This is a genomic window from Amycolatopsis speibonae, assembly GCF_042647925.1.
GTDB lineage: Bacteria > Actinomycetota > Actinomycetes > Mycobacteriales > Pseudonocardiaceae > Amycolatopsis > Amycolatopsis speibonae.
In genome coordinates, this window is record NZ_JBHRWK010000038.1 from 10,780 (window position 1) to 36,769 (window position 25,990).

23 protein-coding genes are annotated in these 25,990 nt (G+C 64.7%); 17 read left to right on the forward strand and 6 right to left on the reverse strand.

All coding sequences use genetic code 11. From position 1 onward, the window contains the following. The first annotated feature begins 287 nt into the window (after positions 1 to 287). The 7 genes from ACFOSH_RS24290 (at position 288) to ACFOSH_RS24320 (ending at position 8,884) form a co-directional block, all read left to right on the forward strand. Positions 288 to 1,949: an aldehyde dehydrogenase family protein gene (locus ACFOSH_RS24290; protein ID WP_378241346.1), complete on the forward strand. Its 1,662-nt coding sequence runs from the start codon at positions 288 to 290 to the stop codon at positions 1,947 to 1,949. Then, complete coding sequence (locus ACFOSH_RS24295) at positions 1,894 to 2,577, forward strand: SRPBCC family protein (protein ID WP_378241347.1); 684 nt, start codon at positions 1,894 to 1,896, stop codon at positions 2,575 to 2,577. The genes ACFOSH_RS24290 and ACFOSH_RS24295 overlap by 56 nt, the downstream gene beginning before the upstream one ends. Continuing rightward, on the forward strand, positions 2,574 to 3,590 hold the full coding sequence (locus ACFOSH_RS24300; RefSeq protein ID WP_378241348.1) for a beta-ketoacyl-ACP synthase III: 1,017 nt from the start codon (positions 2,574 to 2,576) through the stop codon (positions 3,588 to 3,590). Before ACFOSH_RS24295 ends, ACFOSH_RS24300 begins: the two co-directional genes overlap by 4 nt. 15 nt (positions 3,591 to 3,605) lie before the next feature. Continuing rightward, entirely contained in the window at positions 3,606 to 3,836 is a 231-nt protein-coding gene (locus ACFOSH_RS24305; RefSeq protein WP_378241349.1) for an acyl carrier protein, read from the forward strand. Next, positions 3,836 to 5,041: a beta-ketoacyl-[acyl-carrier-protein] synthase family protein gene (locus ACFOSH_RS24310; protein WP_378241350.1), complete on the forward strand. Its 1,206-nt coding sequence runs from the start codon at positions 3,836 to 3,838 to the stop codon at positions 5,039 to 5,041. Before ACFOSH_RS24305 ends, ACFOSH_RS24310 begins: the two co-directional genes overlap by 1 nt. A gap of 595 nt (positions 5,042 to 5,636) precedes the next feature. Further along, the gene (locus ACFOSH_RS24315) at positions 5,637 to 5,870 is read left to right on the forward strand and encodes a hypothetical protein (RefSeq protein ID WP_378241351.1); all 234 of its coding nucleotides are present in this window, start codon (positions 5,637 to 5,639) and stop codon (positions 5,868 to 5,870) included. Positions 5,871 to 7,825: 1,955 nt separating this feature from the next. Next, entirely contained in the window at positions 7,826 to 8,884 is a 1,059-nt protein-coding gene (locus ACFOSH_RS24320; RefSeq protein WP_378241352.1) for a Gfo/Idh/MocA family oxidoreductase, read from the forward strand. A gap of 109 nt (positions 8,885 to 8,993) precedes the next feature. Here ACFOSH_RS24320 and ACFOSH_RS24325 read toward each other — a convergent pair whose 3' ends face one another. After that, complete coding sequence (locus ACFOSH_RS24325) at positions 8,994 to 9,209, reverse strand: hypothetical protein (protein ID WP_378241353.1); 216 nt, start codon at positions 9,207 to 9,209, stop codon at positions 8,994 to 8,996. Positions 9,210 to 9,647: 438 nt separating this feature from the next. Between ACFOSH_RS24325 and ACFOSH_RS24330 the strand changes: the two genes are divergently transcribed. The 8 genes from ACFOSH_RS24330 to ACFOSH_RS24365 all read left to right on the forward strand — a co-directional run bounded on the left by ACFOSH_RS24330 (position 9,648) and on the right by ACFOSH_RS24365 (position 18,374). Further along, positions 9,648 to 10,361, forward strand: a complete 714-nt coding sequence (locus ACFOSH_RS24330) for a VOC family protein (protein WP_378241354.1) — start codon at positions 9,648 to 9,650, stop codon at positions 10,359 to 10,361. 772 nt (positions 10,362 to 11,133) lie between these two features. Continuing rightward, complete coding sequence (locus tag ACFOSH_RS24335) at positions 11,134 to 11,607, forward strand: phosphopantetheine-binding protein (protein WP_378241355.1); 474 nt, start codon at positions 11,134 to 11,136, stop codon at positions 11,605 to 11,607. A gap of 104 nt (positions 11,608 to 11,711) precedes the next feature. Further along, on the forward strand, positions 11,712 to 11,957 hold the full coding sequence (locus tag ACFOSH_RS24340) for a hypothetical protein (RefSeq protein WP_378241356.1): 246 nt from the start codon (positions 11,712 to 11,714) through the stop codon (positions 11,955 to 11,957). 271 nt (positions 11,958 to 12,228) lie between these two features. Further along, a complete protein-coding gene (locus tag ACFOSH_RS24345; protein WP_378241357.1) occupies positions 12,229 to 13,329 on the forward strand; it encodes an AMP-binding protein in 1,101 nt (366 codons plus the stop codon). Next, the gene (locus ACFOSH_RS24350; protein WP_378241358.1) at positions 13,329 to 14,735 is read left to right on the forward strand and encodes an aldehyde dehydrogenase family protein; all 1,407 of its coding nucleotides are present in this window, start codon (positions 13,329 to 13,331) and stop codon (positions 14,733 to 14,735) included. The genes ACFOSH_RS24345 and ACFOSH_RS24350 overlap by 1 nt, the downstream gene beginning before the upstream one ends. Continuing rightward, positions 14,729 to 16,378: a methyltransferase gene (locus ACFOSH_RS24355; protein ID WP_378241359.1), complete on the forward strand. Its 1,650-nt coding sequence runs from the start codon at positions 14,729 to 14,731 to the stop codon at positions 16,376 to 16,378. The genes ACFOSH_RS24350 and ACFOSH_RS24355 overlap by 7 nt, the downstream gene beginning before the upstream one ends. Positions 16,379 to 16,465: 87 nt before the next feature. Continuing rightward, positions 16,466 to 17,914 (forward strand): 3-deoxy-7-phosphoheptulonate synthase, encoded by a 1,449-nt coding sequence (locus ACFOSH_RS24360; RefSeq protein WP_378241360.1) that lies wholly within the window; start codon positions 16,466 to 16,468, stop codon positions 17,912 to 17,914. Positions 17,915 to 18,083: 169 nt separating this feature from the next. Further along, entirely contained in the window at positions 18,084 to 18,374 is a 291-nt protein-coding gene (locus ACFOSH_RS24365) for a hypothetical protein (protein ID WP_378241361.1), read from the forward strand. 102 nt (positions 18,375 to 18,476) lie between these two features. On the opposite strand, the gene ACFOSH_RS24370 is transcribed toward ACFOSH_RS24365, so the two are convergent. The 5 genes from ACFOSH_RS24370 to ACFOSH_RS24390 are packed head-to-tail and all read right to left on the reverse strand — an operon-like array spanning position 18,477 to position 23,543. Continuing rightward, positions 18,477 to 19,349 carry a sugar phosphate isomerase/epimerase family protein gene (locus tag ACFOSH_RS24370; RefSeq protein WP_378241362.1) on the reverse strand — a complete coding sequence of 291 codons (873 nt, stop codon included), beginning with the start codon at positions 19,347 to 19,349 and terminating at the stop codon, positions 18,477 to 18,479. Continuing rightward, positions 19,346 to 20,770, reverse strand: coding sequence for an MFS transporter (locus ACFOSH_RS24375; RefSeq protein WP_378241363.1), 1,425 nt, complete (start codon positions 20,768 to 20,770; stop codon positions 19,346 to 19,348). The genes ACFOSH_RS24370 and ACFOSH_RS24375 overlap by 4 nt, the downstream gene beginning before the upstream one ends. Further along, positions 20,767 to 22,077 (reverse strand): D-arabinono-1,4-lactone oxidase, encoded by a 1,311-nt coding sequence (locus tag ACFOSH_RS24380; RefSeq protein WP_378241364.1) that lies wholly within the window; start codon positions 22,075 to 22,077, stop codon positions 20,767 to 20,769. Before ACFOSH_RS24380 ends, ACFOSH_RS24375 begins: the two co-directional genes overlap by 4 nt. A gap of 27 nt (positions 22,078 to 22,104) precedes the next feature. Beyond that, on the reverse strand, positions 22,105 to 23,127 hold the full coding sequence (locus tag ACFOSH_RS24385; protein WP_378241365.1) for an NAD-dependent epimerase/dehydratase family protein: 1,023 nt from the start codon (positions 23,125 to 23,127) through the stop codon (positions 22,105 to 22,107). Beyond that, positions 23,091 to 23,543 (reverse strand): NUDIX domain-containing protein, encoded by a 453-nt coding sequence (locus ACFOSH_RS24390; protein WP_378241497.1) that lies wholly within the window; start codon positions 23,541 to 23,543, stop codon positions 23,091 to 23,093. Before ACFOSH_RS24390 ends, ACFOSH_RS24385 begins: the two co-directional genes overlap by 37 nt. 742 nt (positions 23,544 to 24,285) lie before the next feature. On the opposite strand from ACFOSH_RS24390, the gene ACFOSH_RS24395 reads away from it, so the two are divergent. Together ACFOSH_RS24395 and ACFOSH_RS24400 are read left to right on the forward strand one after the other, a co-directional pair. Beyond that, positions 24,286 to 25,032: an AfsR/SARP family transcriptional regulator gene (locus tag ACFOSH_RS24395; protein ID WP_378241366.1), complete on the forward strand. Its 747-nt coding sequence runs from the start codon at positions 24,286 to 24,288 to the stop codon at positions 25,030 to 25,032. 288 nt (positions 25,033 to 25,320) lie between these two features. Continuing rightward, the gene (locus ACFOSH_RS24400) at positions 25,321 to 25,737 is read left to right on the forward strand and encodes a nuclear transport factor 2 family protein (RefSeq protein WP_378241367.1); all 417 of its coding nucleotides are present in this window, start codon (positions 25,321 to 25,323) and stop codon (positions 25,735 to 25,737) included. Positions 25,738 to 25,990 lie beyond the last annotated feature (253 nt).

Below are 25,990 nucleotides of genomic sequence, written 5' to 3' on the forward strand. Positions count from 1 at the left end.
GCTGACACAGAACCATCGGCCAGTAAGCCACCGGCTGGAAAGTCAGGACGGTTCAGGCCCCCGGAACGGGATGAATGTTATGGTGCGGCGCAGTGCATGTCAATGCGTAAGGTGCGTTTAGTGTCCGTCCATGTCTCATTGGGACATGTGTTGTGGAGCCGCTGGACCACGCGCAACCCCAGCAACTAGCGTCTTGGTCAACGCGAGGCCAATGCGAGGGACATGCTTCTCCTGGCAGTTCGATGGCGCCGCGTGACAATGGACATTCTCGAGTCCGGAGAAACAACATGAGCTTGGTCGCCTTCGGTTCTTCAGGACCGCATTTCGCTGGTTCGCGGGACACGCCGCCGCTCAGTTACCCACTCTATCTGTCCGGCCAAGACTCGGAAGGTGTTGGCTGGGTCTACACCGTCAGCTCTCGTTCGCTCCTGCATGATGCCTTCACCAGCATCAGTCTCAAACGGACGCTGGAACAGGATGCCGATTCGGCCGCCGCCCAGCATCCCTATGTAGTCGGTCGCTGTGCGGTCGCGGGCGACCATGACGTGGAACTGGCACTGGAGGCGGCGGCGAAGGCTGCGCCCGAGTGGGCGCGTGTGCCGATGGAACGCCGGATGCTCCTGGGTGCGGCCTTTCGGAAGAAGCTCCAGGAGCATGCGGACGAGTTCCTCAGGCTCCTGGTCGCCGAGGCTCACCCGATCGCCCTCGCCCGATGGGAACTGAGCTGCCTGCTCGAGGTGTACAGCGAGGAAAGCTGTTCGTGGTATCAGCGGAACATGTATGCCGAGTTCGACCACGGCGGACGTAGGCTCCAGGTGCGGCGACGACCGGACGGCGTGGTCTGCCTCAATCCGCCCCAGAACGCTCCTGCGCCGAGCGCCGCGCTTGCCATGCTGATGGTGATGGCGGGTAACGCCGTAGTGGTCCGTGCGCCTCGGAGCATCGCGCTGAGCACCATGTACGTGTTACGAGAGTTGGCAGTGCCACTGCTCGATGAACTCGATGCGCCGCCAGGCACGCTGAACCTGCTGTGCGGCAACCCCGGTCGGATGCTGCGGCAATGGGTGGACAGCCCGCTTGTCAACGACATCTTCTACATCGGAAGCGTCGAAGAAGGACTGAAGCTCGAGCAGGAGTGCGTCGCCAAGGGTAAGAAGCCGGTGTTGGAGCTTGCCGGAAATGACGGCGTGGTCGTATGGGCCGACGCGGACCTCGAACATGCTGCCGAGGCCATAGCCGAGTGCTTCTACGGCTCAGGCCAGATCTGCATGGTGCCCAACTATGTGGTGGCACACCCGTCGATCGCCGACGAATTGATCGACCTGGTCGCCCGGCAGGCAGCCAAGATCAAGCCTGGAGACCCGGACGACGAGAACGTGCTGCTTTCCCCGGTTCGCCGCACCGAACGCTTCTTCGCGCTCATGGACCAGACGACGAAGCTGGGATCCAGGCTGGTGTGCGGCGGAGCGCGGATCGAGTCGGACGGAAAACCGTCCGACACGGGAATATTCTTGCAGCCCACCGTGGTCCGTGTGGAAGGGCTCGCCCACGCGCGGGACCATGATGTGGTGCGCGAAGAAACATTCTTTCCACTGCTTCCCGTCGTCGTTCCCGAGCCGGATTTCGGAGACGGCTTGTTGGAGGAGATCCTGAACTTCGTGAACGCGAACGAATATGGACTACGTAACTCTTTGTGGGCGCGTTCTCCGGACGTGATAGACGCGTTCATCGCCGGGGTCGGCAATGGCGGGCTGCTCAAAGTCAATGACTCCCATATCGGCTTCCTGCCCTACGTGCCCAGTCACGGCGGCACTGGCCTCACCGGTGGCGCGTTCGGTGAGGCCAACTATCCGATGTTCAGGACCTCGCATCTGCAAGGCGTGGCAATCGCCCGTGACGTCAGCCCGCAGCGCGAGATTTTGGGCAGAAAACTGGACGGTGGTGAATAAACCAATGCGACAGATCACAGTGAACATCATCTTCGAGAAGGCGCGAATCGACGAGGCTTACGACGCGGTCCTGCGCTGGGAACTTCCCGCTCCCGAAACCGGATCCAGCTGGGAATGGGACAGTGAGGCGTCGAATTCCGCTCCGCTGATCACCTCGGGTGTCCGGCCGAGATGGCTCGACTTCCACACGGGTACGCTGCGCTGGAACGAGGAGATTCGTTCCCATCCCGAGGACAGGGAAATCCGGTTCGCGCTGACCGACGGTGACTTCGCGTCCTTCACTGGGCGCTGGGCTTTCCGGGACGCAGGCGACGGCGTGGCCGTTCGGTTCGAGGTCGGCTTCGACTTCGGGATCCCCAGCATGGAATCGATCCTGGACCCCATCGCGGAGACGGCGATCACGTCAACCATCTCGCGCGCGGTCCTCGGAATGACGCCACGGGGGCACGTCGAACACGATGAGTTCACGCGGGAGGAAACCGTCTCGCGCGGGGTTCTCGGAGTGGCGCCACGGGGGCATGTCGAACACGATGAGTTTGCGCGGGAGGAAACCGTCTCGCGCGGGGTTCTCGGTGTGACGCCGCGGGGGCATGTTGAACACGACGAGTTCACACGGCAGGACTTGTGACCGTGCGTGCGTGCGTGCTCGCCGGCGTCGGGGCCTGGCTGCCGCCGGATCTGGTGACCAACGCAGACCTCGCGGATCGGCTGGACACCTCGGACGACTGGATCCGTCGGCGTACTGGGATCCGTCAACGCCATGTCGCCTCGATCGGCGTCGCCGCCTCCGACCTGGCCGTCAAAGCGGGCTCCCGGGCTTTGAGATCGGCCGAGGTGTCGCAAGTGGATGCGGTCGTACTTACCACGTCGACCCCCGACCGGCCGTTGCCGGCGACGGCTCCCGTAGTAGCAGCCCGGCTGGGTCTCGGCACGGTCCCGGCCTTCGACGTTTCCGCGGTGTGCAGCGGATTCCTCTACGGGCTTTTCGTAGCATCCGGCATCGTCGCCGCGGGTAATGTCGATCGCGTGCTGCTGGTCGCCACTGAGGTGTACAGCTCCATCGTCGACCCGCTCGACCGCTCGACCGCGGTGATTTTCGGCGACGGCGCCGCGGCCGTCGTTCTGCGGGCAGGCACTGCTGGAGAGCATGGCGCGCTCGGACCGATCATGCTCGGCGCTGACGGCGAATCCGGGGACCTGATCCAGATTCCTGCGGGTGGGTCCAGACAGCGTACGCCGAAGGCACCGGGAGACGGGTACTTCCAGATGGCGGGGAATGAAGTGTTTCGGCATGCCGTGCTTCGCATGTCGGAAGTGTCCCGACAAGCCCTTGCGGCGGCCGGATGGCAGTCGGCGGACGTCGAGCGGCTCGTCGCGCATCAGGCCAACGCACGTATTATCGGCGCGCTCGGCGACGAACTCGGCCTGTCTCCCGACCGCGTGCTGTCCAACATCGAGACTGCCGGCAACACCGGCTCGGCGTCGATCCCGTTGCTGCTGGCGCAAGCCGCCGCGGACGGCCGGCTCACAACCGGCCAGCGCGTACTTCTCACGGCCTTTGGAGGCGGGCTGGCGTGGGGTGCGGCGACCCTGACCTGGCCCGGTGTAGTGGCCCTTCACCCGTCCGAACACCCTGAGTAGAAAGGAATGACCGGTATGTTCGAGGTACTGCAGGAAATTTTGGTCGGCAAGCTGAAGATCCCGGCGGTCGAGGTCAGAGCCGACGTGACACCGGAGGATGCCGACCTGGATTCGCTGACGATCGTCGAACTGTCCATGGTGTTGGAGAAGGAATTCGGCATCGAGATCAGCGAAGACGAGATCAAGCGTGCCGAAACGCTCGGTGACATCGCCCGGCTTATGGAGCAGCGGAGCACGAGAGTCTGATGGGCATCGAGGTGGCGGTCACCGGGCTGGGACTGGTGACTCCGGTCGGTGTCGGCGTCCCGGAGAACTGGGCGGCGGTATGCGCGGGAAAGCCGTCCGCAGCCTGGGACGCCACGGCGTTACAGCTCTCCTGCCGGGTGACAGGGTTCGACGCAGACGCTTTGCTGGGAGCACGCCGCGCTCTCCGCCTCGACCCGTTCGTCCAGTTCGCGCTCGTGGCCGCTGCGGAAGCGATTGCCGATGCCGAGCTGGAGCCGGGTACATGGGACGGTGCCCGCGTCGGCGTGGTTCTCGGCTGCGCCGACGGCGGTCCGGCAACCGTCGAATCGCAATATCGGGTGTTTCTCACCGAAGGTGCGCGTCGGGTGTCCCCGCTGCTTTTACCGATGCATTTGCCCAACATGCTCGCCGGGCAGGTGGCGATGCAGTTCGGCGCGACCGGCCCCAATCTCGTAGTGGCCACTGCGTGTGCCTCAGGTGCCACATCGGTCGCTATGGCGTGCGATCTGCTCGCGCTCGACCGATGTGATGTCGTGTTGGCCGGGGGTAGCGAAGCCATGCTGACGCCGTTGACCCTGGCAGGGTTCAGCAGGATGGGCGCGCTGTCGGAGCGGTTCGATGAACCGCTTACGGCATCCCGGCCCTTCGACGCGGACCGCGACGGGTTCGTGGCAGGCGAAGGCGCCGGCGTGCTCGTCCTGGAAAGGGCTGCGGACGCCAGCGCCCGGGGCGCCACCGTGCACGCGCGCGTTGTCGGACACGGGCTGAGCAGCGATGCCTACGACATCACCAAGCCCGAACCGCGCGGTCTCGGCAGTGAGGCGGCCCTGCTCGCCGCGTTGGAGGATGCCGGTGCCTCGCCACGCGACGTCTCCCATGTCAATGCCCACGGAACATCCACCGTGGCCAACGATCTCACCGAAGGAGCGATGCTTGCCCGAGTCCTGCCCCATCGGCCCCTCGTTACCTCCACGAAAGGCGTCACCGGCCATCTCTTCGGTGCCGCTGGGGCGGTGGAGGCCGTCTACACCGTGCTCGCTGCCGAACACGGCACTGTTCCCCTGACCGCGAATTTGTCGCGCCTGGATCCTGAGATCGACATCGATGTGGCGATGACGACGTCCTCGGTCGCGGTCGAGTTGGCGCTGACCAACTCCTACGGATTCGGTGGGCAAAACGCGGTCTTGGCCATCGCGCCGGCGTAGTCGTGCGGCCACTTGTCTGGCCGGCATCGGGTGGGGGCCGTCGCCCGCATCCTGCTGGAGATCGGCGACGCCTCCGCATGTCGAGGGACGAGGCCCACTGCGTCGGCTTGCTCACGATGCTCGGGTTGGACCCGGCTAGCGCCGATCCGGTGTCCGCGGGGCGCTGGCTAAAGTCAGCCAGGGGCTTTCGCGGCGATGGGGCGATCGGTTAATTATGTCATTCTGGCCGAGAAGCGTGAGTACCTTCCGAGCCTCCTGTGCGAATTTCTTGCCTGCTGAGGTGAACGTGATGTGAGAGTGGTCTGTATTCGCTTCGAGGAGCGTGATGGCGGTGGCGCCTTCGAGTTGTCGGACTTGATCCGCGAGCGTGGCCTTTCTGATCCCGAGGTGCTTGGCCGCGTGATCAAGGTCTCGGTGTCCGGGATAGCCAGGAGCCGTCGGATGCGCTGGCCGACCCCTCGGCTGGCGAAAGCCGCCCAGATGGTGGCAGGGAATGCGTCGGGTCCGCCGTGGTCGGCGAGGATGTGCTTGTGCGCTGAGATGCCGTGGCGGATCGCGAGCCCGAGCGTGCGGGCGTGGCGGGCCAAGTCCGATGGTGGGCGCCGATCTCGGCGAACGAACGGTGGCGGTCCTCGTATTGCTCGCGCAGCCAGACCGGGGCGAGCGCGCCGAGCAGTTCACGCGGCACTGGTGGGCCGATTCCGCTGGTGCCCAGGAGGTTGCTGATGCGTTGATGGTCGCAGCCGGTCACCTGCGCAATCTGGCCGGGCCGCAGTCCTTGCGCGACGTAGGCGCGCAGCTCATCGTCGCTGGGCAAGTTCGTGTCTGAAATTTCCCTGCGTGGTTGGGGATGCCTCGTCGAGTCGCCGGCTGCGGGTGTCGGACGGCGACCAGGTGGATGTGTTCGGGCGTGGTGTGCAGGCGGGTGGCGATCTCGCTGCGGGTCAGCCCTTCCCGGGCGAATGCCCAGAGCTGTTCTGGGCGAACGTCGCCGGGGCGGGGACCAGGCCAGGCGATAGTGCCGGCCCAGTCGAACGGCGGTTCCCCAGGTGGCGGGTTCGTCAATACGCAGGCGCCGAAGCAGGTTTTGGGCTTGCTGGTGCAGTTGTGTCGTCAGCTGTGCGGGAAGGTTGAAGACGAACGTGGTGTAGTCCTCGCCGTCGAGTCCAGGGGACAGCTCACATCGATGACACAAGTGTCAACCAGGTGCCAAGATCACTGAGAATGTGCCATCGGATTTGAGATCCTACAGGCGGGCACGCCCAGCCTCGCGGGATCATCCGACGTTGCCTCGGCGGTATCGACCTCGGTGAGAACCCGCATTGGGCGGGAACGGTGCACAACGCCTGGGGCCAGCTTGACGACCTCGACGTGCTCGGCCGTAGCTATTGGATCGCCAAACCCTCGCAGGCGACGGCTGGCGCGACGGAGGCCGTGCCCTGCTACGAGGGCGGGAGCGGCGCTGAGCGCAGGCCTCTGGATCTCCCGGCGCGACGCGTCGCCTGAAGCCGGCGGGATGGTCGACCTCCACTGGATTCGGTGAAGAACCGTACGAACTCTAGGAATTCCTGAGTATGGGCGAACCTGACAAGGCTTTTCCGGGGCGGGCAATAAGATGCGACAGAGGTCACTTGAAGTTGGCAAAAGACCCCATGAAAGGCCCTTTGTCTGTTTGTATAAATTCTTCGGCAAAAAGGGCAGAGTTGGCTCAAAAGTCGCTGCTGACCTGATGATATTGCCGACAGTACATTTTCTCTCCGCGCCTCGGTCGCTATAGTCTGCGGCGTCATATTGGGCTGGTTTGTCTTTGTCGGGAAATTTGCGTTGCGCGACGCAGGTGTGTCCACCTCCTCGAACGTTGCTCTACCGAGTCTTCCTCGAAGGGACGTGATCGTTCGTGTCGCCACGGACCGCCGCGCGCTGGTTGCGCTGCAGGGCTCCGCTCTCCGCGCCCCGGCGACGGCTGGTGTGTTTCCCGCATGCAGGTGAGGCGGCGAGCTTTTTCGGTGGCAGGTCCGCTCACTCGCCCGCCGACGTCGAGGTGCACGCTGTGCGGTGCACCCGGCCGCGAGGAACGCATGGTCGAGGCCGTGCCCGGCGGCGTGGACGACCTCGTGCGCGAGGTGACCGGGGAGCCTGCCCGTTGCTGGGCCGATCCGTCGTGTTCGGGTACAGCATGGGCACTGTCGTGGCATATGAGGTGGCACCACGGTTGAGTACCGTATTCGACGCTCCTCCTCGATGTCTGGCCGTGTCCGGCAGGCCCGCTCCGGATGAGCTGGTGGGTGGAGGCGTGCATCCGCGCGATGACGCCGGTCTCCTTCCCTCGATCCGCGGCGACTATCGCATCGAGGAGACCCATCGGCATCGTCCGGGGCCGCCGCTCGGCATCGAAGTGACGGCGATCGCCGGAGCGGCCGACGGCGAGGTCACTTTAGAGCAGATCGATCACTGGTCCGAGTGCACGTCCGTGCGGTTCACCCCGGCGGGCAGGGAGGACTACCTTCGTGGTGTCACGGAAGCGGGCGCCGCGTGGCGGGGCGGTGGGCGGACCTCGCGAGCGGTGAACCGGGGTGCCCCGCCTGACGTTGCGGCGGCTGTCTCACCCGGTCGTCGCGTTGCCGTTCCTGGACGAGGAGAACGTCTCTGCGTCCCGCGCTCTGTCCCTTGTGGACGGAGCGCAGACGTGCTCGACCCGGCAGTACTTCACGAATCGGATGGAGTGGACATCGTGATCGAAGACCGGCTGATCGCCGACCTCTCGCTCGTCGAGGAGGGCATGCTGTGAGCCGCTTGCGGACCGTCGTCTGTGGTACCAGGTCCGGCCAGACTTACCTGGCCGCGCTGGCCGGACTGTCTGCCGAATTCGACCTCGTGGGTGTGCTCGGCAACGGAGGTGTGCGGTCCGTGTCGACGGCCCGCCAGGCCGGGGTTCCACTGTGGACGGACGTCGAAGAGGTGCCGGACGATGTGGACGTCGCCTGCGTCGTGACTCGTTCCTCCTTTATGGGCGGCCCCGGCAGCGAACTGGCGCGAACCCTGCTCTCCCGTGGCGTCCACGTGCTGCAGGAGCAGCCGATCCACCACGACGACCTCATGGAGAGCTTCAAGACCGCGCGGGAACACGGCGTCTGCTACCGCATGGGCAATCAGTACACCCAGCTGCCCGCCGTACGCACCTGGGCGGCGGCCGCGCGGGAGCTGATCGCACAGCAGCGTCCGGTATACCTCGACGCGGCCTGCGCGGTACAGGTGTCGTTCCCGCTGGTGCACATACTCGGTCAGGCGCTCGGTTCGGTGCGGCCGTGGCGGTTCGCGGCGGCGGGAAAGAGCGGGCCGTTCAGCCTCGTCACCGGCGAGGTCGGCGGTGTTCCGGTGACGCTGCGCGTCCAGAACGAGATCGCCACGGAGGACTCGGACAACCATATGCACCTGCTGACCCGGGCCACCCTGGGCTTTGAGGGCGGTGGGCTCGCGCTGCACGATGCGCACGGTCCGGTCTCATGGACACCGCGGCTGCACATCCCGCACTCCGTGCGCGGGTCATTCGACTTCAGCGCGCCCGACGCCGTTCACCTGAGCGGACCCTGCACGGCGTTCCTCGATGAGACACCGCCCTCCTACCGGGACTTTCTCGCCGAGGTGCTGCCCTCGGCGATCGGCCGGAACCTGCTGGCATTGCGTGAAGCAGTGCTCGACCCGGCGAGCGCGTCCCGGCCGGAGCGGTACCACCTCGCGCTGTGCCGGATGTGGCAGGACTTCACGGCCGCGCTGGACTACGCCACGCTGCTCGACGCCTCGGCGCATCGCCCGGTGCCTGTCCCAGGACCGGGCGATGCGTGAGACCTCACCGCGGTGCGGCGAACAGGTATTGCGACATCGGGGCCGGCGGGTGGTCGTCGCCAGGCATGACGTGTATCTGGGCGAATCCAGCCCGTTGCAACGCTTCCAGTCAGTGTGCGCGGGACAGGAAGGTAGTGCTCGACCGCAACCGGACGTCCTCTGCCGCTGTCATCAGCGTCGCGTCGGAGTCGCGGGCGTTGTCGAGCGCTCCCGCGGCGATGACCGTGTCGGCGTCGCAAGGTGTGAAGCCTTGATCGCGGTTGTGAGTGCCGGAGTCCGCGAGTTTGCCGAACACCATGTCGCTGGTCGCTCCGATCTCCAGCACTCGCAGCCGTTTGCCGTCACCGGCGACCGTCGCGTCGAGGTGGCGCGCGAGGGCGGTGCGCTGGTGCAGGGCGTCCGCGACGTCCGTACGGCCCTCCGGGAACAGCGGCGGTGTAGCCTGCTCCGATCCGGAAATCAGTTCCGGCAGTCGGTCGGCGTTGAGCCGGAAGTAGTCGCTGACGGTCGCGTCTCCCGCTCAGCCGAGCAACGCGCCACGCCGCGATCCTGCGGGCCGTTACCTGATCACCGGAATTCAGGCTCGCGGCCAGGTCGCGCATTTCAGCACTCAAGCACAATACGTCGAGAGTGGCGGGAGCAGCTGCTTTGTCGGTCACGTGGAGAATCCTTATTCAGGTGAAGTGTGTCCTATCGAAGTAAGTATGACGCCATCATTTGTGAATACTCGAAGCCATGAATCTGGCCTGGGAGTTGAGCGCTGATGTTGAGGTGCAGTCACGTCTTGTGTCGTGTCGATGACGTCGATTCGGCCGTGAGTGATCTCATTGATCTTGGATTCTCGGTGGAGTGGGGGAGTGTTCAGGAGAAGGCGTGCAATGCATTTATCTGGTTTTCGGAGGGGCCATTCATCGAGTTCTTCGAATTCCCTTCCTTGCTGGGCAGGTTGCGCTGGCCGGTCTCTGCGGTTTTCGGCCGGGGGATGGGCAACAGGATTGCGAAATGGGCCGCCGACGGCCATGGCTGGCGCGATGTCGCGCTGGAGACCGACGATATCGATCTGAAAGGCACCCGCACTCAGCTGAAGGCCAGAGGGCTGAGCGTTTCGCGGAGATTCCGCAACAGCCGTACTGGTCCCGACGGGCGGCAAGTCCGCTATCAGGTCATCGCGCCCCGTTCCGCCGCGCTGCCGTTCGTCGTGTCCGCCTATGATCCGCCGCAGCGGCCGGACGCCATCACGCACCCCAACGGGGCCACCGGTGTCAACGCCGTGTATTTCGGCCTGCGACCGGAGCACCGCGCCGACTACGGCCGCCTCGTCGGACCTGACCCGTGGCTGCGTCCATATGCCTCCGCCGTGCCCGGCGTCCTGCTGGTGGAACTCGCCGGACTAACCACCCCGCTCGACCCCTCGCGCGCCGGCGGTGCCGCCTTCGTTCCCGCCTGGCCGACACAGAAGCAGGAGCCTCCGTTGTGACCAACCCGAAAACGGCGATCGGACCGGATCCGGCGGCCCTCGTCGCCGAGCTCACCGAGGCGAGGGTGACGTTGCGGGCGCGGACGCGGACCCCCGGACGACGTTCCCGTTGATCGAGGCCGAGCACGTCACCGCGACGGCGCTCGTGCCACCGCTGGTGCTGGTGTGGCTGGACGCGGCCGAGGAGCCGGAAGAAGGGACAGCGGACATTTCGAGTCTGGCACTCCTCCAGGCGGGCGGTTCCCGGCTCAAGGCCGAAGCCGCGCGCCGAGTCGGCCTTCAAACTGCCGGACCGGGTCCGCTTCGTGACTTCGTTCCCCCGTACCGCACTCGGCAAAGTCGACCGAGCCGGTCTTTCAGCCACCGTGGCGGGTCAGTAATGGTTCTTTTCTAACCTTTCAACGACTTCCAAGGCATTGATCTCGCCGCTGCCTACGCCGACGCCCGGGCCGAACCTGGACTCACTTCGGTGCAGATGCCCTACGGGGAGGCTGCGTGGCTCGTGACCCGGTATGAAGAAGCCCCGGCTCGTTCTAGCGGACCGGCGGTTCAGCCGGGCGGTGGGCGCCGAGCGGGATGCCCCTCCGCGTGCTGCCGGGTTTCCCGGTCGGGATCGTCTCGATGGATCCACCAGACCTCACCCGGGTGCGTCGGCTTGCCGCGAAAGCGTTCACGCCCCGGCGGGTCGAAGCACTGCGCCCACACGCGGTGGCACTCACCACTGACCTTGTGGACCGCATGATCGCAACGGGCCCGCCCGCCGACCTGGGCCGTGACCGCAGACCGGCGGCTGGTCGTCGCCGCGGTGGTGACCGGCACCCCCGGTGACGTGATCCGGTCTCACGGGGCGACGCTGTTGCCCGCCCACATGCTCCCGGAACGGGTCGCCGTGGTGGAGAGCCTCCCCCTCACCGCCAACGGCAAGGTCGACCGCGCCGCGATCGCGACGCTCGCCCGCCTCGAGGACCAGGACGATTCATCGGCACCCACTGGCGCGGCCGAAACCGCGGTCGCGGAGATCTTGGCCGAGGTGCTCGGACTCGACCACGTCGGCTGGGACCAGAGCTTCTTCACCCTCGGCGGAGACAGCCTTCGCGCCACCAGATTCATCACGGAGCTACGGACCAGGCTCGGCGTCACTCTGACCCTCTCCGCGTTGTTCGCCGCGCCGACTGTCGAGGGCGTGGCACGTGCCGTCTCGGCTCAGATCACGCTCGACGCGGTAATGGAGGAAGGGATGGTTTGAGCGCGATCCGACCTCCGGGCACCCGGTTCAGGACGGGTGTCCACTTCGGGCAGATCGTGGGCGGCGTGCCGCGTCTCGGATCCGTCGCTTCCTATGCTCGGTTCATGGGTGTGACGTACCAACCGATGAGCACGCCGTTCGCGGTGTTCGAAGCGCTCGGCGAGTACAACAGCGTGTATCCCTACGCGCGTATGCCATTTCAGGCGAACCCGCGGCAGCGTGCGCACCTTCACCTGCGCGGCGTCAGGGGCATGGGACCATCTGGCCGTATCAGGCTGCACTCGGCTGGCATCGGCTGCTGCCTTCGTGTCGAGGTTATTGCCGCTCCGACGCGTCGTCGGTACCTGTAAGTCACGCTGTTGAGCCGGGCGGTATTCCCCGGGCTGGGTGCGACTGCTTAAAGTGAGCATTAATGTTACCAAGTGTAATCTAGTAACTTCGGGCAGTGCCGCTATATGAAGGACTTGGGAAAGTGCCAGTCCGGGAACTCTGCGATCATGATGTGAGACGTGCCGTTGGCGAGCGGAGGATGCCTTTTGATGGCAGCTCTTCAGGTTCGCTCGAGACGCTATCGGCCAGCTTGACAGGCGGCGAAAATGTCTATTCGACGGGTTGGGATCGATGGCCGGTATCGAGTCCTTTATTGGGTGGCGTCACGACTTGCCTATCGCTGAGCAGGCATTCTTTTCAGTGGCGATGAACTGGCATTTCAGTCCGGATACAGGGTCTCCATTCTGGCTTTCGAAGGCGCCATCGCTCGGCTTCGACCCGCGGCAGGAAGTGCGTTGTCATGCCGACTTGAGACTCTTTCCGAACGTGGTCGACGAACTGAGGAACGTTCCGATAGAGGATTTGACGCCGCGTGGTTATGGAGAGCAACTCGACGTTGTCGGCGCCTTCGACAGCGGCGGTACGACAGGGCCGCCAAAGCGCGTGCCACTCCTGTCGGACTGGATGTTTCACTCTCTGACGTGGAAGTCGGCACGGATGAATGAGCTGGGCTTCCCGCTCCGGGCCAATTGGCTGACCATCGCGCCGAGCGGGCCGCATATCTTCGGTAGGTTGATGGCCGAGCTGACCAGGATGCGAGGTGGCGTCTGCTTCACAGTCGACCTCGATCCGCGCTGGGTGCGTAGGTCCTTGGCCGAAGGACGCGCTGACGAGGCGCAAAGGTATGCCGAGCACGTGGTGGATCAAGCCGAGTCCATTCTCGGACAACAGGAGATAGGCGTACTCGCCGCCACGCCGCCGCTGCTCACCAGGATCGCCGAGCGCGACAGGTTGGTGGACCTCATCAACGAAAAGGTCGCGGTGATCATGTGGGGCGGAGCGCATCTGGACCCGGATACCCGCAAAATCTTGCAGGAAGAAGTGTTCCCGGAAGTGCCACTGCGCGGTCAGTACGGGAGCACCATGATCCTGGGCGGCAGTATGGAACGAGCGGGTGAACCACGAACGCAGGGACAATGCGTGTTCGACTCACTCTCTCCTTACACGACCTTTTCGGTTGTCGATCCTGACTCGCGAGCCGACGTCGCCGAGGGTGAGCGGGGGCAGGTGGTGATGCACCACGTCAGCAAATCACTGCTGCTGCCGAACAACTTGGAACGTGACCTCGCGACGAGTGTCGCGGCGCCGGACGGGGCCCTCGGTGTGTCGGTCGCCGACGTCGCACCTGTTCCCGTGTTCGAGAACGCCGAAGTCATCGAAGGCGTCTACTGATGGCCGCCACGGTGCACCTGGACGTGCTCGGGCCTTCAGGTGTCTTCCGGTCGCACCGCACCCAGCCTGTGACCAGTGTGGGCGGAGAAGAGCTCGCGGAGTTGAGCCTGGTTCCCGGGCTCTACGTGAAGAGAAGTGTCGCGAAGTTGCGGCGTGCGCATCCGCTGTCCGGGCCGGAGCGGATCGCGGCTCTCGCAGCCGCCGGACGACAGTTCTTGGGGACGGTCGACGGCGTCTCATTGGACGAACACGAGCGACGGGTGTCGTTGTCGTCCGGGGTCGCTTTGCCCGTCGTCCGGGCAGCGTCACAGGCCATTGCGCGCGGTGCTGCCGAAGCGGGCGCCTCCGTGGGTTGCGCCCGCCCTCGCGGCACGAGCGAGAGTTGGAGTGCAGTGCGCTCCTCGGGTTCTGTGTGGACGCGCAGAGGCGAGGTGCTCGCGGTGCAGGCGTCGGGTAATCACCCCGCGACCCACGCTGCCTGGATTGAGGCGCTCGCGTTGGGATACCGCGTCGCCGTGCGTCCGTCGTCACGAGAGCCGTTCACGCCAGGTCGGCTGGTGAGAGCTCTTCAGGACTGCGGGTTCGGAGCTGATCAGGTCGCTTTCCTGCCGACAGACCACATGGTGGCGCGGGAACTCGTGGACACGGCGGATCTGGGCCTGGTCTACGGCGGTGCGGATGTCGTGGCCAGATATCGGAATCGCGGAGATGTCCTCGTACAAGGGCCTGGCAGATCCAAAGTCCTGCTCGCGGACGGCAGGTGGCCGGACCATGTCGATACTGTTGTCGACTCCGTCGCCGGGTTCGGTGGTACCGCGTGTGTCAACGCCTCGGCTGTCCTGGTCCAAGGTGACGCGGCGGCGTTCGCGAAGGAACTCGCCCGACGGCTGGGTGAAATCGCAATCCTGCCACCGACGAGCGAACATGCCGTTCTTCCGGCGTTTCCGCTGGGACGTGGTCGAGCGCTCGAAGCTCACCTGATCAGCGAACTGAAGGGCGCCGAACTGATCTCCGATGCCGGCCTCCTCGCACCGTTGCCCGACGGCGGGGCCGTCCTGCGGCCGGCGGTCATCCTCCTGGACAGCGCCAGAGCTCCACAGCTCGGCGTCGAGCTTCCCTTCCCGTGTGTCTGGGTCGCTCCATGGTCGCCTGTCGACGGACTCGAGCCCTTGCGCGGAAGCCTGACAGTCACCGCGATCACCGGCGACGAAGAACTGCTGGCGTCTTTGGCCGACGATAACACGATAGGCAACCTTCACATCGGTGATCACCCGACGCATGAGATGCGGCCGGGACTACCTCACGATGGACACTTGTCGGAGTTTCTGATGCGGAGCAAGACCGTGATTCGCGATCTCACTTACGACTGCGACGGTTTACCGATTCGAGAGGACAAAGAGTGCTGAACAGCCAAGACGAACGTCGTCTGCGCGGAGCGATCGAGCAGGCCCGTCTGCTGGCGGACCCAGGTGCCTTCACTCGCCTTTTCGGAAACCGGGCCGCGGCGGACATCGCTCCGCACGTCGAGTTCAATCACGCCGCTACACTCGTGTTTCCCGAGGCTGCCCAGGAAGTCCGGGACTTTCTTGTCGGGTCGGGGTTCGACGTCGGTCCGCCCGCGCCGAGCAAGGTGGTTCGCGCCCGGCTCGCGGAGCGGCATGGCGTCTCTGAAGAGAACCTGAACGTTACCATCGTGCACGCATTGCCGACCTCCGGAACAGGTGGCGGCCTCGAGGTCTTCATCATGCCGCGCGAGTCGGCAGATGAGGCAGCGCCGGGACTCGTCGAGCGTGAACGAAGGAACGAGGAGGAGACTCACACCGGCTGGCTCGTGCCGAACGGGGACCTTGAGCGTATTCGGCGTCATTGCCGTTATCTGCTCGGTATGAAGCCCGACGGCGGCGGTTACAACCCCTATGACGATCCCGAGTCCGGCGGCAAGTCCGTGTTGTACTTCAAGACTCCGGCGGAGGGTAAGACGCTCGGCGCTCGATTCGAACTGACCGCCAAAGGGCTTTGCGCGGACGTCCTCGACGCACACCTTGACGAACCGGTCCAGGTGACCGACGAACACACTGCTCTGCTGTCGATTCTGGCCGGGCACTGGTCGGCACGTGCGCTGCACGTAGCCGTCGACCTCGGAATCGCGGACGCGTTCGGCGACGAGACGCTCGCTCCCGTTGAGGTGTCCAGGCGAATCGGCTGCGATACCGCGGCCACAGCACGTCTGCTGAGGTTCCTCTCGCGACTCGGGGCATTGCGCAAGCTGGGGGAATGCTACGAACTGTCCGAAATGGGGAAGCTGCTCCGCGAGGACGATCCCTTCAGTGATCTGATCAGGATCTACGGCGGCGAGTTCTACGACGCCTGGAGCGACCTCGCGGCCGCGGTGCGGACGGGGAGTACCGCTTTCAGCCATCGGTTCGGATCCGAGCATTTCGACTACTTCGCGGCAGCACCGGATTCATCCCGCACCTTCGACCGGGCGATGCAGGCCGTCACCAGGCTCGTCGCGGAGGAACTCAGCCGCTGCTACCCCTTCCAGGGCGGGTCGAGCGTGGTTGACGTCGGCGGCGGTAATGGCACGCTTCTCAGGACGATCGTGAAGGAACACGCTGATGTCACCGGTGTCGTGTTCGACCGTGCGCACGTCACCGGGGCGGCTGCGACCGGCGGCCCCGGAAGGCTGCGTTTCGTGGCTGGCGACTTCTTCGACGAAGTGCCGGCAGGCGGTGAGACGTATTTGCTGTCACGTGTGCTGCACGACTGGGGCGACGAAGAGTGTGATCGTATTCTGCGCAATTGTCGGCGGGCGTGCGACACCGGCACCAGGCTCTTGGTGTTGGAACGCTTGCTCCCTGACCAGACGGAGAGTCGATCCGGCAACGATTTGGCCACGCCGTGGGACTTGCAGATGCTCACCGTCACCGGTGGACGCGAGCGCAATCGCGCGGAGTACGAAAAGCTCTTGCACGGTGCCGGATTTCGAATCGATTGCGTTGCATCGCTGCCTGTAGAACTGAATCTGCTCGTCGCGGCGGCGACCTGACTCGACAGTTCAGATTTCCTGAGATATGTTCTTGGCATCAACGGTAAGAGCTTTACATCTGCTCCGTTTTTAATTCTGCCTCATTTCGTGGTTTTCCTGCTGAATTATCGATGGTCAAGGTGGTCGATAGTCGACAAACATGGCGCGACATTCTGGACGGAGGATCATGGTGATTCGCAAAACGCGATGTCAGGATTTGATCCAGAACTCGAAATTGCTCCGAAGGAGTACGCCATGGTGTTACCGATGGGCCATCGTCCAGATGACCGGGTCATGGCCGACTTGTACCGGCGGCTCGCCGCGGCGGTCGGGCAGCCCGCCGCACAGCAACCGGATTGGGCGGATCGGCGCCTGCTGGACCAAGTGGTAGCCCAGTTGCGTAGCGCACCTCCGATCGCTGCCGTCGAAGAGACCGACCGGTTACGCACCCTGCTGGCCGAGGTCGCCGGTGGCACCCGTTTCCTCTTGCAAGGAGGGGATTGTGCCGAGACTTTCGCGAGCAACACCGAACAGTATGCCTTCGCCATGGCTGACACGTTGAAAGAAATGCGAGAGGCCGTCTTTCGTGGCGCCGCGTCACCCGTGGTCACCGTAGGCCGGATGGCTGGACAATACGCCAAACCACGTTCGAAACCAGTTGACGACAGCGGGCTTCCGGCCTATCGCGGTGATATGGTCAATTCCGCAACGCCGGACCCCGCCCTACGTCGTCCCGACCCTGCTCGTTTGCGACGCGCATACGAGCAGTCGGCGATCACGATCGGCCGCCTTCGTAAGTACGCCGCGGTCGGAGAAGGTTCCGAGGGAGAGAGCGACAACGACATCTTCACCAGCCACGAAGCGCTCGTGCTCGACTACGAGCGTGCGCTGACCCGGCTTGACCACAGCGATCCTCAACGCCCTCGCCTCATCAGCACGTCGGCTCATCTGCTCTGGGTCGGTGAGCGGACACGCCAGCCGGACGGCGCTCATATCGGGTTCGCTTCATTGATCGCGAACCCTATCGGGCTCAAGATCGGTCCGAACGCGAAACCGGCCGATGTGCTCGGTTATGTCAGGCGGTTGAATCCGTATGACTTGCCGGGGAAGCTGACAGTCATCTGCCGAATGGGCTCGGGCATGGTCCGAAGTACTCTGCCCGCCATCGTCGACGAGGTGGAGTCGGCAGGACGACAGGTGGTCTGGGCGTGCGATCCGATGCACGGCAACACCTTCGTCAGTACCAACGGATATAAAACGCGTCACTTCGACGATATTCTGGACGAGGTACGTGGCTTCTTCGAGGTTCACGCGGCGCAGGGGAGTCATCCCGGTGGGCTGCATGTCGAGATGACCGGCGAAGACGTAGCCGAGTGCATCGGCGGACTCGCGGATATCCGTGAGCGTGACTTTCCCCATGGGTATCTGACAGCTTGTGATCCTCGACTCAACGCTCAGCAGGCGACAGAGTTGGCCGTCTACGCCGCCGACCTGCTCGCCGACCGGTCGAACAGGTCACTTTGCGCGACTCGTGGGGCCGGTGTCCGGTCTCTTTGAACTCGTTCGGGCTCCGGGATCGCACCCTGCCTCTCCCACCTGCTGCGCCGGTCGGCCGGACGCTCCGCGTTGGTGGTGGGGAGCGGGTTGTCCGCGGTCGACGCGGCGATGGTCCTCTGCGCGCCGGGTCGTGATGGCCTCCCGCTCCGGCCATCTTCCCGCTATCCGGATGCGCACGCCGGATGTCCCGGTCAACGTCGGCCCCATCGGCGCCCCTGCCGACATCTACCAGATGGTCGACCAGGTGTGCCGTGCAAACGGACAGTCCCCGTTGGCGCGGCAATCCTCCTACGCGGTGGCGCTGGTGGACCGGCTGAGGGAAGAGATCTCCCTAGTGTCGCGTGATCCTGCAGGTCTTACCCGTGACTGGACGGAGATCTCGCGTGATCAGGCGGCGATCTCGCGTGATTGGACGGAGGACACACCCGCAGCCGGATTCCGCCGGGTGTCGTCCGTCTGATCACGCGAGATCACCGTCTGTGGAACGAAACCCAACGTCAAGCAAGCAGGATCACGCGACACTAGCCGCGATGGAGCGGCTACCACCGTTGTCCGCAGAGTGTTACGCAGGGCTGCGTTCGGCCAGCTTTCGCTCGACCAAGGCCTTGAGGAAGCGGAGACCGTCGCGAGCATCCCGGTCCGGGCTGACCCCACGGCGGAGAAACCCGGTCTCGGCAGTGAGATAGCCGTCGAAACCCGTCTCGATCAACGCGTCGACGAGTCCTTCCCAGTCGCCGTCGCCCTTGCCTGCCGGCAACCGGACCTCTGTCGCCGTCGAATCGGAGATGTGAACTTGATGCAGCTGTTCTCCCATGAGGTGGACATAGTCGCCGAACAACTCCTGCCGATGTGACACGTGGTTGCAGTCGAACATGACCTTGACGTTCGGCAGGCCGGCATCCTCCATGAGTTCCATGGCGTCCTCGCCGTCGTCGATCAGGTTCGAGTGCTGCGCGAGCGGTTCGATGACCACCGTCACTTCGTATTGCGCGGCGTCGGCTGCGATCTCCGCCAGACACTCGAGCGACCATGCCCTGGCTTGCCGCCGCCGGGTGCCGAAGACGGTCCAACCAGGCACATAGAGCACGGTCCGGCCGCCCCATTCGGCGCATAGGTCGCTGAGAGCCTTGTAGTGCTCCGCGGTCGCCCGCCGTTCCTCAGGGCTGGGGGACGCAGGGTTGTAGCCGGGGCCGCCTCCGGGCGCCGCACCGATTCCCGCCAGCTCCAGGCCGTGGTCGTCGAGCAGACGGCGGATCTCCCTGCGCCGCGCCGCGGTGAGGTCCGGCGGGTAGGCATGTGGCGAGGCCGCGCCGATTTCGATCCCGTCGAACCCGATCTTCGCGAGACGTTTGATCGTCTCGTCCAGAGTGTAAGAAGGGACCCAAGCACCGAAGCTGGAGTAGGACCACGTGTGGTAGCCGAACTTGATGGTCATGAGGCGGCTCTCCTTTGGCGAGACGAATTCCGCCCGGCGCTGACTTCGGCGCCGGCGGAGGGGGCGAGGAGAAGGAAGAGCGAGGCACCGGCCAGCGCGATCACCGCACCAGCGAGAAAACCGGCGCGGAAATCGGCCGCGGCCGGTGACGAGCCGTCCGCGGCCAGGCGTACGGTCGTCGCGGCCACCGCGACGCCCAAACCGATGGAGAGTTGCGTGGTGGTGGCGTACAAGGTGCTTGCCGCGTTCATCGTCGCCGGTGGCACGTCCGCGAAGGCGAGGGTGTTGGTCGCGGTGAAGGCCAGGGATCGGAAGACACCGCCCAGGAAACAGGTGGCCGCGATCGTCGCGTACGGCGTCGACGCGTCGAACAGCGCACAGACGGCTAGCGAGACAGCGGAGAGCAGGCCGGAGACAAGGAGGACTGGACGGAAGCCGAAGTACCGCATGATCGGCGTTGTGACCGTCTTCGCCAGAAGATTGCCGGCGAACACGGTCAGCACGAGCAGCCCCGACACAGCCGCGCTCATCCCGAACACGACCTGGAACAGCAAGGGCAGCATGAAGGGCACCATGTTGATCGCCATTCGCAACAGCCCTCCTTGCCACGTGCACGCGGCATAGGTGGCGATCCGTAGCGGCGAGAGGTCGATCAACGGCGTCGGGTGGCGGCGGGAGTGTCGCACGGCGAGCGCGGCGACTGCCAGCCCGGCCACGATCATGCCACCGGCGAGTGGCCACCGGTCGTGCCCGCCGCCCGTGATTTCGAGGCCGTACATCAGTGCGGCGATCGAAAGGGTGCCGAGCGCGAAACCCGTGCCGTCGAACGGCCGGCGCTCGACCGGTGACTCCTTCACCATGCGCAACGCGAACACGAGGGCGACCAGTCCCAGCGGCGCGTTGATCAGGAAGATCCACCGCCATGAGGCGTAGGTGGTCACCAAACCGCCGATCGGCGGACCGAGTATGGGCGCCACCAGCCCCGGCCAGGTGAAGATGGCGGTCGCCGCCATCAGGTCCGCTTTGGGCGCGATCCGTAGGACCAGTGTCCGGCCCACCGGCACCATCATCGCCCCGGCGAAGCCCTGCGCGACCCGTGCCGCGACGAACTGCCAAAACGCGTGCGCCGCCACACAGAGCACCGAGGCGAGGACAAATCCGGCGATCGCCACACAGAAGACCTTCCGAGCTCCGTAGCGATCGGCCAGCCACCCGCTGAGCGGGATCATCGAGGTGACCGTCAGGAGGTAGGCCGTGACGCCGAGACCAGCGTCAACAGCGCTGACGTCGAACGACTCAGCGATCGCGGGCAGCGCAGGGATGATGGCGGTGCCGTCGAACATCTCCATGAAGAACGCGCCGGCGACGAGGACGGCCAACGGCCGGACGCTCGTGCGGCCGGGCTCGGCCCGTGAGATCATTGGAAAGTGGCCCGGAGGAGGTCGCCGAGGAACACACCGTCCGGATCCCAGCGTCGACGGAGTTCGAGGAAGTCGTGCCAGCGCGGGTATCGTGCGGCCAAGTCAGCGGGTTCGCGGAAATGTACCTTCGCCCAGTGCGGTCGTCCTTCGTGACGTGCCAACAGGTCGTCGATGACGGCGAAGGGTCTGGACCAGGTGTTGGACGGCCGGTCGGCCGGCAAGGCGCAGGTCACCCCGAGGTAGCAGGTGTCCCGCTGGTAGCTCGGGCTCAGCCACGCACTGTCGGCGCCGGTGAACCGGACGTCCACCGGCGCGTTGATCCGCAGCCCGTGCCGGGTCACGGTGTCGGCTAGTTCGGTAATGGCTTCCGCGGCTCGAGCGACCGGAATTCCGTACTCGAGCGCTTGCAGGCGGGGTGGCAGCGAACTGAGCAAGGCTGCGTCGCATGGCAGAACGCGGGATTGCGGCCTGCCTTCGGAAAGAGCCGAAAGGGAATGAACCAGTCGAGCCGCCACCGGAGGAAACCGGTTGTTGGTGAAGGCCAGGGGCAGCCCTCGGGGCGTGGGAATGACCGGTGTCGCTGCCTCACCGGTCGGATCGGCCCGCCACACCACCGCCTGCGAAGTGTGCGGATACCACCAGAACCCGCCGTACCGGGCCGTGCGCAGTTCGTCTAACCCGCCCAGGACCATTTTCAGCGGCATCCGGACGATTGTCTTCCGCAGTGTATGCGCGGGGACGACGTCGAAGGTCAGGGCCGTGACCACGCCCAGGCAGCCGAGATGCACACGAACGGCGTCGAACTCCGGTTCGTCGTCCGTGACGGTGCGGACAGTGCCGTTCGCCGTCACCAGACGAACGGACCTGAGATGGCTGGAAAGGGTCCCCATCCCGGGACCGCTACCGTGGGTTGCGGTGGCCACCGCACCCGCGACGGTCTGTTCGTCGATCGCGCTCTGGTTCGGCAACGCGAGGCCTTCGGCCGCCAGCTCCCGGTTCAGCGCCCGCAGCGAAGTCCCAGCCTTGACGATGACCGTCATACGTACGCGGTCGATGGAGACGATTCCCTTGTGGCGTTGTAGGTCGAGCAGGATACGACCGGCAGGCGAGACGAGACCGGCGTAGGAATGCCCGGATCCGGCGACACCGATCCCATGGGCTCGTTTCCCGCGGTCGCGCACGATTTCGCAGACCTCATCTTCGCCGTCGACGATCTCGAGCCGTTCCGGGACACCTTGAACTGTCCCGCTCCAGTTCTCCCATGACGCCTGCTGCCGGCCTGCCGAGGTAGTACGTGGAACAGCCATGGCATACGCCTCCAGCCCGGTTCGTGCCTACCTCGTGATCAGCTTGTCGGCAAACTCCGACGAGGACATCGAATCCTGGGACCGCGTCTCGAAGTACCAGTGCGCGAGTCTCTTCAATCCGGTGTGGAAAGGCATCTCCGGTATCCAGCCGAGCCGGTCCCGCGCCATCGCGGCGGACGCGACCCGGTTGTACGGTCCGGTAGGCATGTCGGGAAGCGGCTTGATCCGCGCGTCAAGGCCGGTGATCTCGAGGATGAGCTGTGCCGCCTCGCGGACCTGGATACCTTCTTCGGTGCCGAGGTTGATCGCGCTGCCGTCACGAACGCGCTCGGCCGCCAGCACCAGTCCGCGGACGATGTCGGTGACATAGGTCCAGTTTCGCACCTGAGTGCCATCGCCCCAGATTTCGAACGGCGTCTGTCGCAGAAAGGCGCGGCCGACCATCGCGGTCAGGGCATGGCTTTCCGGACAGCGTTCCCCGTAGACCGTGAACAATCGGCAGGAAACGGAGGGGAACCCTGTTTCGGCGTGCATCGCCGCGAGCCGCAGTTCCATCATGAGCTTGGCCCACCCGTACATTCCGTCGGCCTCGTAGGGCGGACCGACCTGTGGTTCGGTGAGCCGCACATCCTCGGTGACATCGCCCTGAAGCTCGACAGGGTAGACGCAGCCGGACGATGCGTAGACGAAGTTCTCCACACCGGCTTCCAGTGCGCCCTGCGAGACGACTCCGTCCAGCACGAAGTTGCTGGAGCAGGCGGTTTGATGCAGGTCGATGAAGCCACGTCCGCCGTGGACCGCCGCGAGGTGGAAGACGATCTCGATACCGTCCACCGCCGCGGCCGCGACCTGGGGATCGCGGAGATCCGCGTGAACGAACTCCCAGCCCGCGGGCGCGTTGTCCAGATTGGACAGTTTGCCCGAGCTCAGATCGTCCACGACCCGTACCGCCGCGCCGGCGCCGATCAGGTACTCCGCCAGATGAGAACCGATGAAGGAACAACCACCGGTGATCAGTACCCTCTTACCGTTCCAAAAGGCCTGTCGCATCGGCTTTCCCCAATCTTGAGGTGAGTGCGGGCGAGCTTGAAAACCTGGTCGAGATAGTCGTTTCCAGTGGTTTGTCGAAGAGACCACCAGATGAAGTCCTCGTGTGCGGCGTCGATCCTGGGTTCGTCGCCTGACTGTGCGCGGGCGAGAAAGGTCACGTTGACCGTGTGCGTCGTCGCGCTGTCGTGCGCGGAAGCGTCGAACACGGTGGAAAAGGTGCCCAGCGGCACGGACAACGTCAACCTCAGACCGCATTCCTGCTCCGCGGTCCGCAGCGCCGCGCTCTCCAGGGTTTCGCCCTTCCGCATTCGCCCGCCCTGCAACCACAGTGAACCGGCCTGCGGCTCCTGGCGGCGGCGGGTCAGCAGGGCGAAGCCGTCCCGGACGACGAGCGCGTCGACACAGACCAGCGGCATCCATTCCACGATGTCCCGGTAGGACTCGGCGGGAATCCACGCCCCGGTGACAGGGACATTTCCGAGTCGCCAGTCGAGAGTGGTCTGTCCTGCGTCCGGTCCCTCTGTCGATGCGATTGGGACAGGTGACAGCGATCGAGTCGGTGACGGGGTTGTTATCGTCGCACTGTCCAAAGTGATCAACCCTTCAGCTTGTCCGGTCCGGCTACCTCGTTCACTGCCTCATGAGTTCGTAACGGAAAACGCCCAATAAACCGGCCACGCAACAACCTTTGGCGGTTGCCGCGCTCACCAGCCACAGACATCTCCCCTATCGACAGGCCACGTTCCTGGCCGCGATAAAGTGTGAGCAACACTACATCGCTGATCGCGGCAGTAAGGTCACGCTTCCGACACAAAGGGCACTCCCGGGGCAGAAGCACCCTCCAGAAGACTCTTAACGGAGACGTTGAGCCCGGCCGTACATAGTCGAAAGTTCCCAGCCGCGACACACAGCCGTAAACTTATGGGTTAACTATATTCCGATCGCTTGTTAGTTCAGCCGCCCAGGCTTCAATCTGTCAGTGACATCATTATTGTCTTTTGGTTTCCATGGAGGGATGGACGGCGGGCGTGCCACTCGGCGCTCACCCCGAAGAGATCCCATGCCGAATGAGGTGGCCGAGCGATGCTACATTTCAGGATCTTGGGGTCTTTGCAGCTGGAGACATCGTCGGGGGCCGTGGGGCTTGCTACGCCCCGCTTGAAGAACGTGCTCGCCACGCTCCTGTTACATCCGCGCCGGACGGTGAGCGTCGACTCGCTCGTCACCGAAGTCTGGTGGACTCATCCGCCGCGTACTGCCTGCGCGACAATCCAGACCTACATTTACCAACTCAGGAGGCTGCTCGCCGAGATCGGAGGCAGCGAAGCGGCGGAAATGCTGGTCACCGACGGAGCGGGATATCGGATCGACGTAGCCGATGATCGGCTGGACTACACACGGTTCGAGAACGGGTATCAGCGAGGCAAAGAACTCCTGCGGGCCGGTCGGTGTGGTGAGGCGTCGGAGGTACTGGCCGATGCCTTACGATTATGGCGCGGCAAACCGTTCGCGGATGTCGGGCTCAGCCCGCTGTTCGGTTCCGAAGTAATCCGCATGGAGGAGCAACGGGGGGCGGCGCTTCGCTTCCGAATCGACGCGGACCTGCAGAACGGCCGTGATCTCGAACTGATCCCTGAGCTGCGGCATCTGGTCCGCGCCGAGCCTTTCGACGAATGGCTTCATGGTCGCTTGCTCACCGCGCTGATACGGGCCGGGCGGCGCGCGGATGCGCTTCAGGCCTACCAGGACGCCCGCCGGGCCCTTCGAGAGCTTGGACTCACCCCATCGGCAGATCTCGAAACACTCCACATACAAGCCCTCAAGGGCGAGATCCCCACAACGCGCAATGAGGCCGACAGGGTGCCGTTCACGCCGACCCTCGTTCGCTCGGAGTTCGCCGGCTGACACCGCGGCGAGCGGAGCAACGGGCCTGTCCATCGGCTCGAAAGCCACCCGGACGATGCGGCGTCAGAAGCCCCGGGAACGTTTGCGGCCACCGCATGACCATCCTCCGTCACGCCCTGCAAGAGGGCGCCCAGAGACCTGGACCAGGTGGGACGACTTACGGTCCTTTTGCCCACAGTTCCCAGGCTGCCTGCCCAGGCTCCACGTCGGCGCCGGTCGCGGAGTTTGCTATTGTGACTCCCGTCACTTCGTTGATCGTTCTTCCTGCAACGGCAAGGAGCTCGAGTCATGGCAACCACGTACCCCGTCGACGGATCCCATCCGAACATCCAGGCGCTCCGGGCGATCTATGCTGACCTCACCCGAGTAGGCGAGTACGCCACTGACGACATCGTGTTGCATCGTGCCGACCGAACGGTTGACAACCCACATTTCGTCACCGGCCGAGAACAAGTCGTCGCCCACGAGGCCGCCCTCGTCGCGACGACCGACAAAACCATCGTCATGGACGTCGAGCACATCGCAGCCAACGACTACTTCGGTGCCGTCTTCGGTGTTCTTCGCATCCAGCACCCGCAGCCGGCCGCCATGCCGTTCTGTGGTCTGTGGAGATTTGAAAACGGGAAAATCACCGAACACTGGGAGAACGCCTACGACGCACCCGAATTTCTTCGGGTGCTCACTCAACCCGTTTCCGCCGACTGAATCCGCCGGCCGGACTTGGTCACCGCCGCGATCCTCGAGGGCCCGCCGTTGTTCGGTTCAGAGCACCCGCGGATCGCGAAAAAGACCAAGCGCCTGCTCCGCCCGGCGAACCGGTCGAGACCGACCTGATCTCGGGCTTCCCCGGCTTCCGCCGTCATGCCTGCCAGCCACAATCGACGGCAGGCGGGGGTCCGCCCACCGTCGGTCGCATCGCAGTGGCGAGTATGCCCTCAAACCGGGCATCGGAGACGCA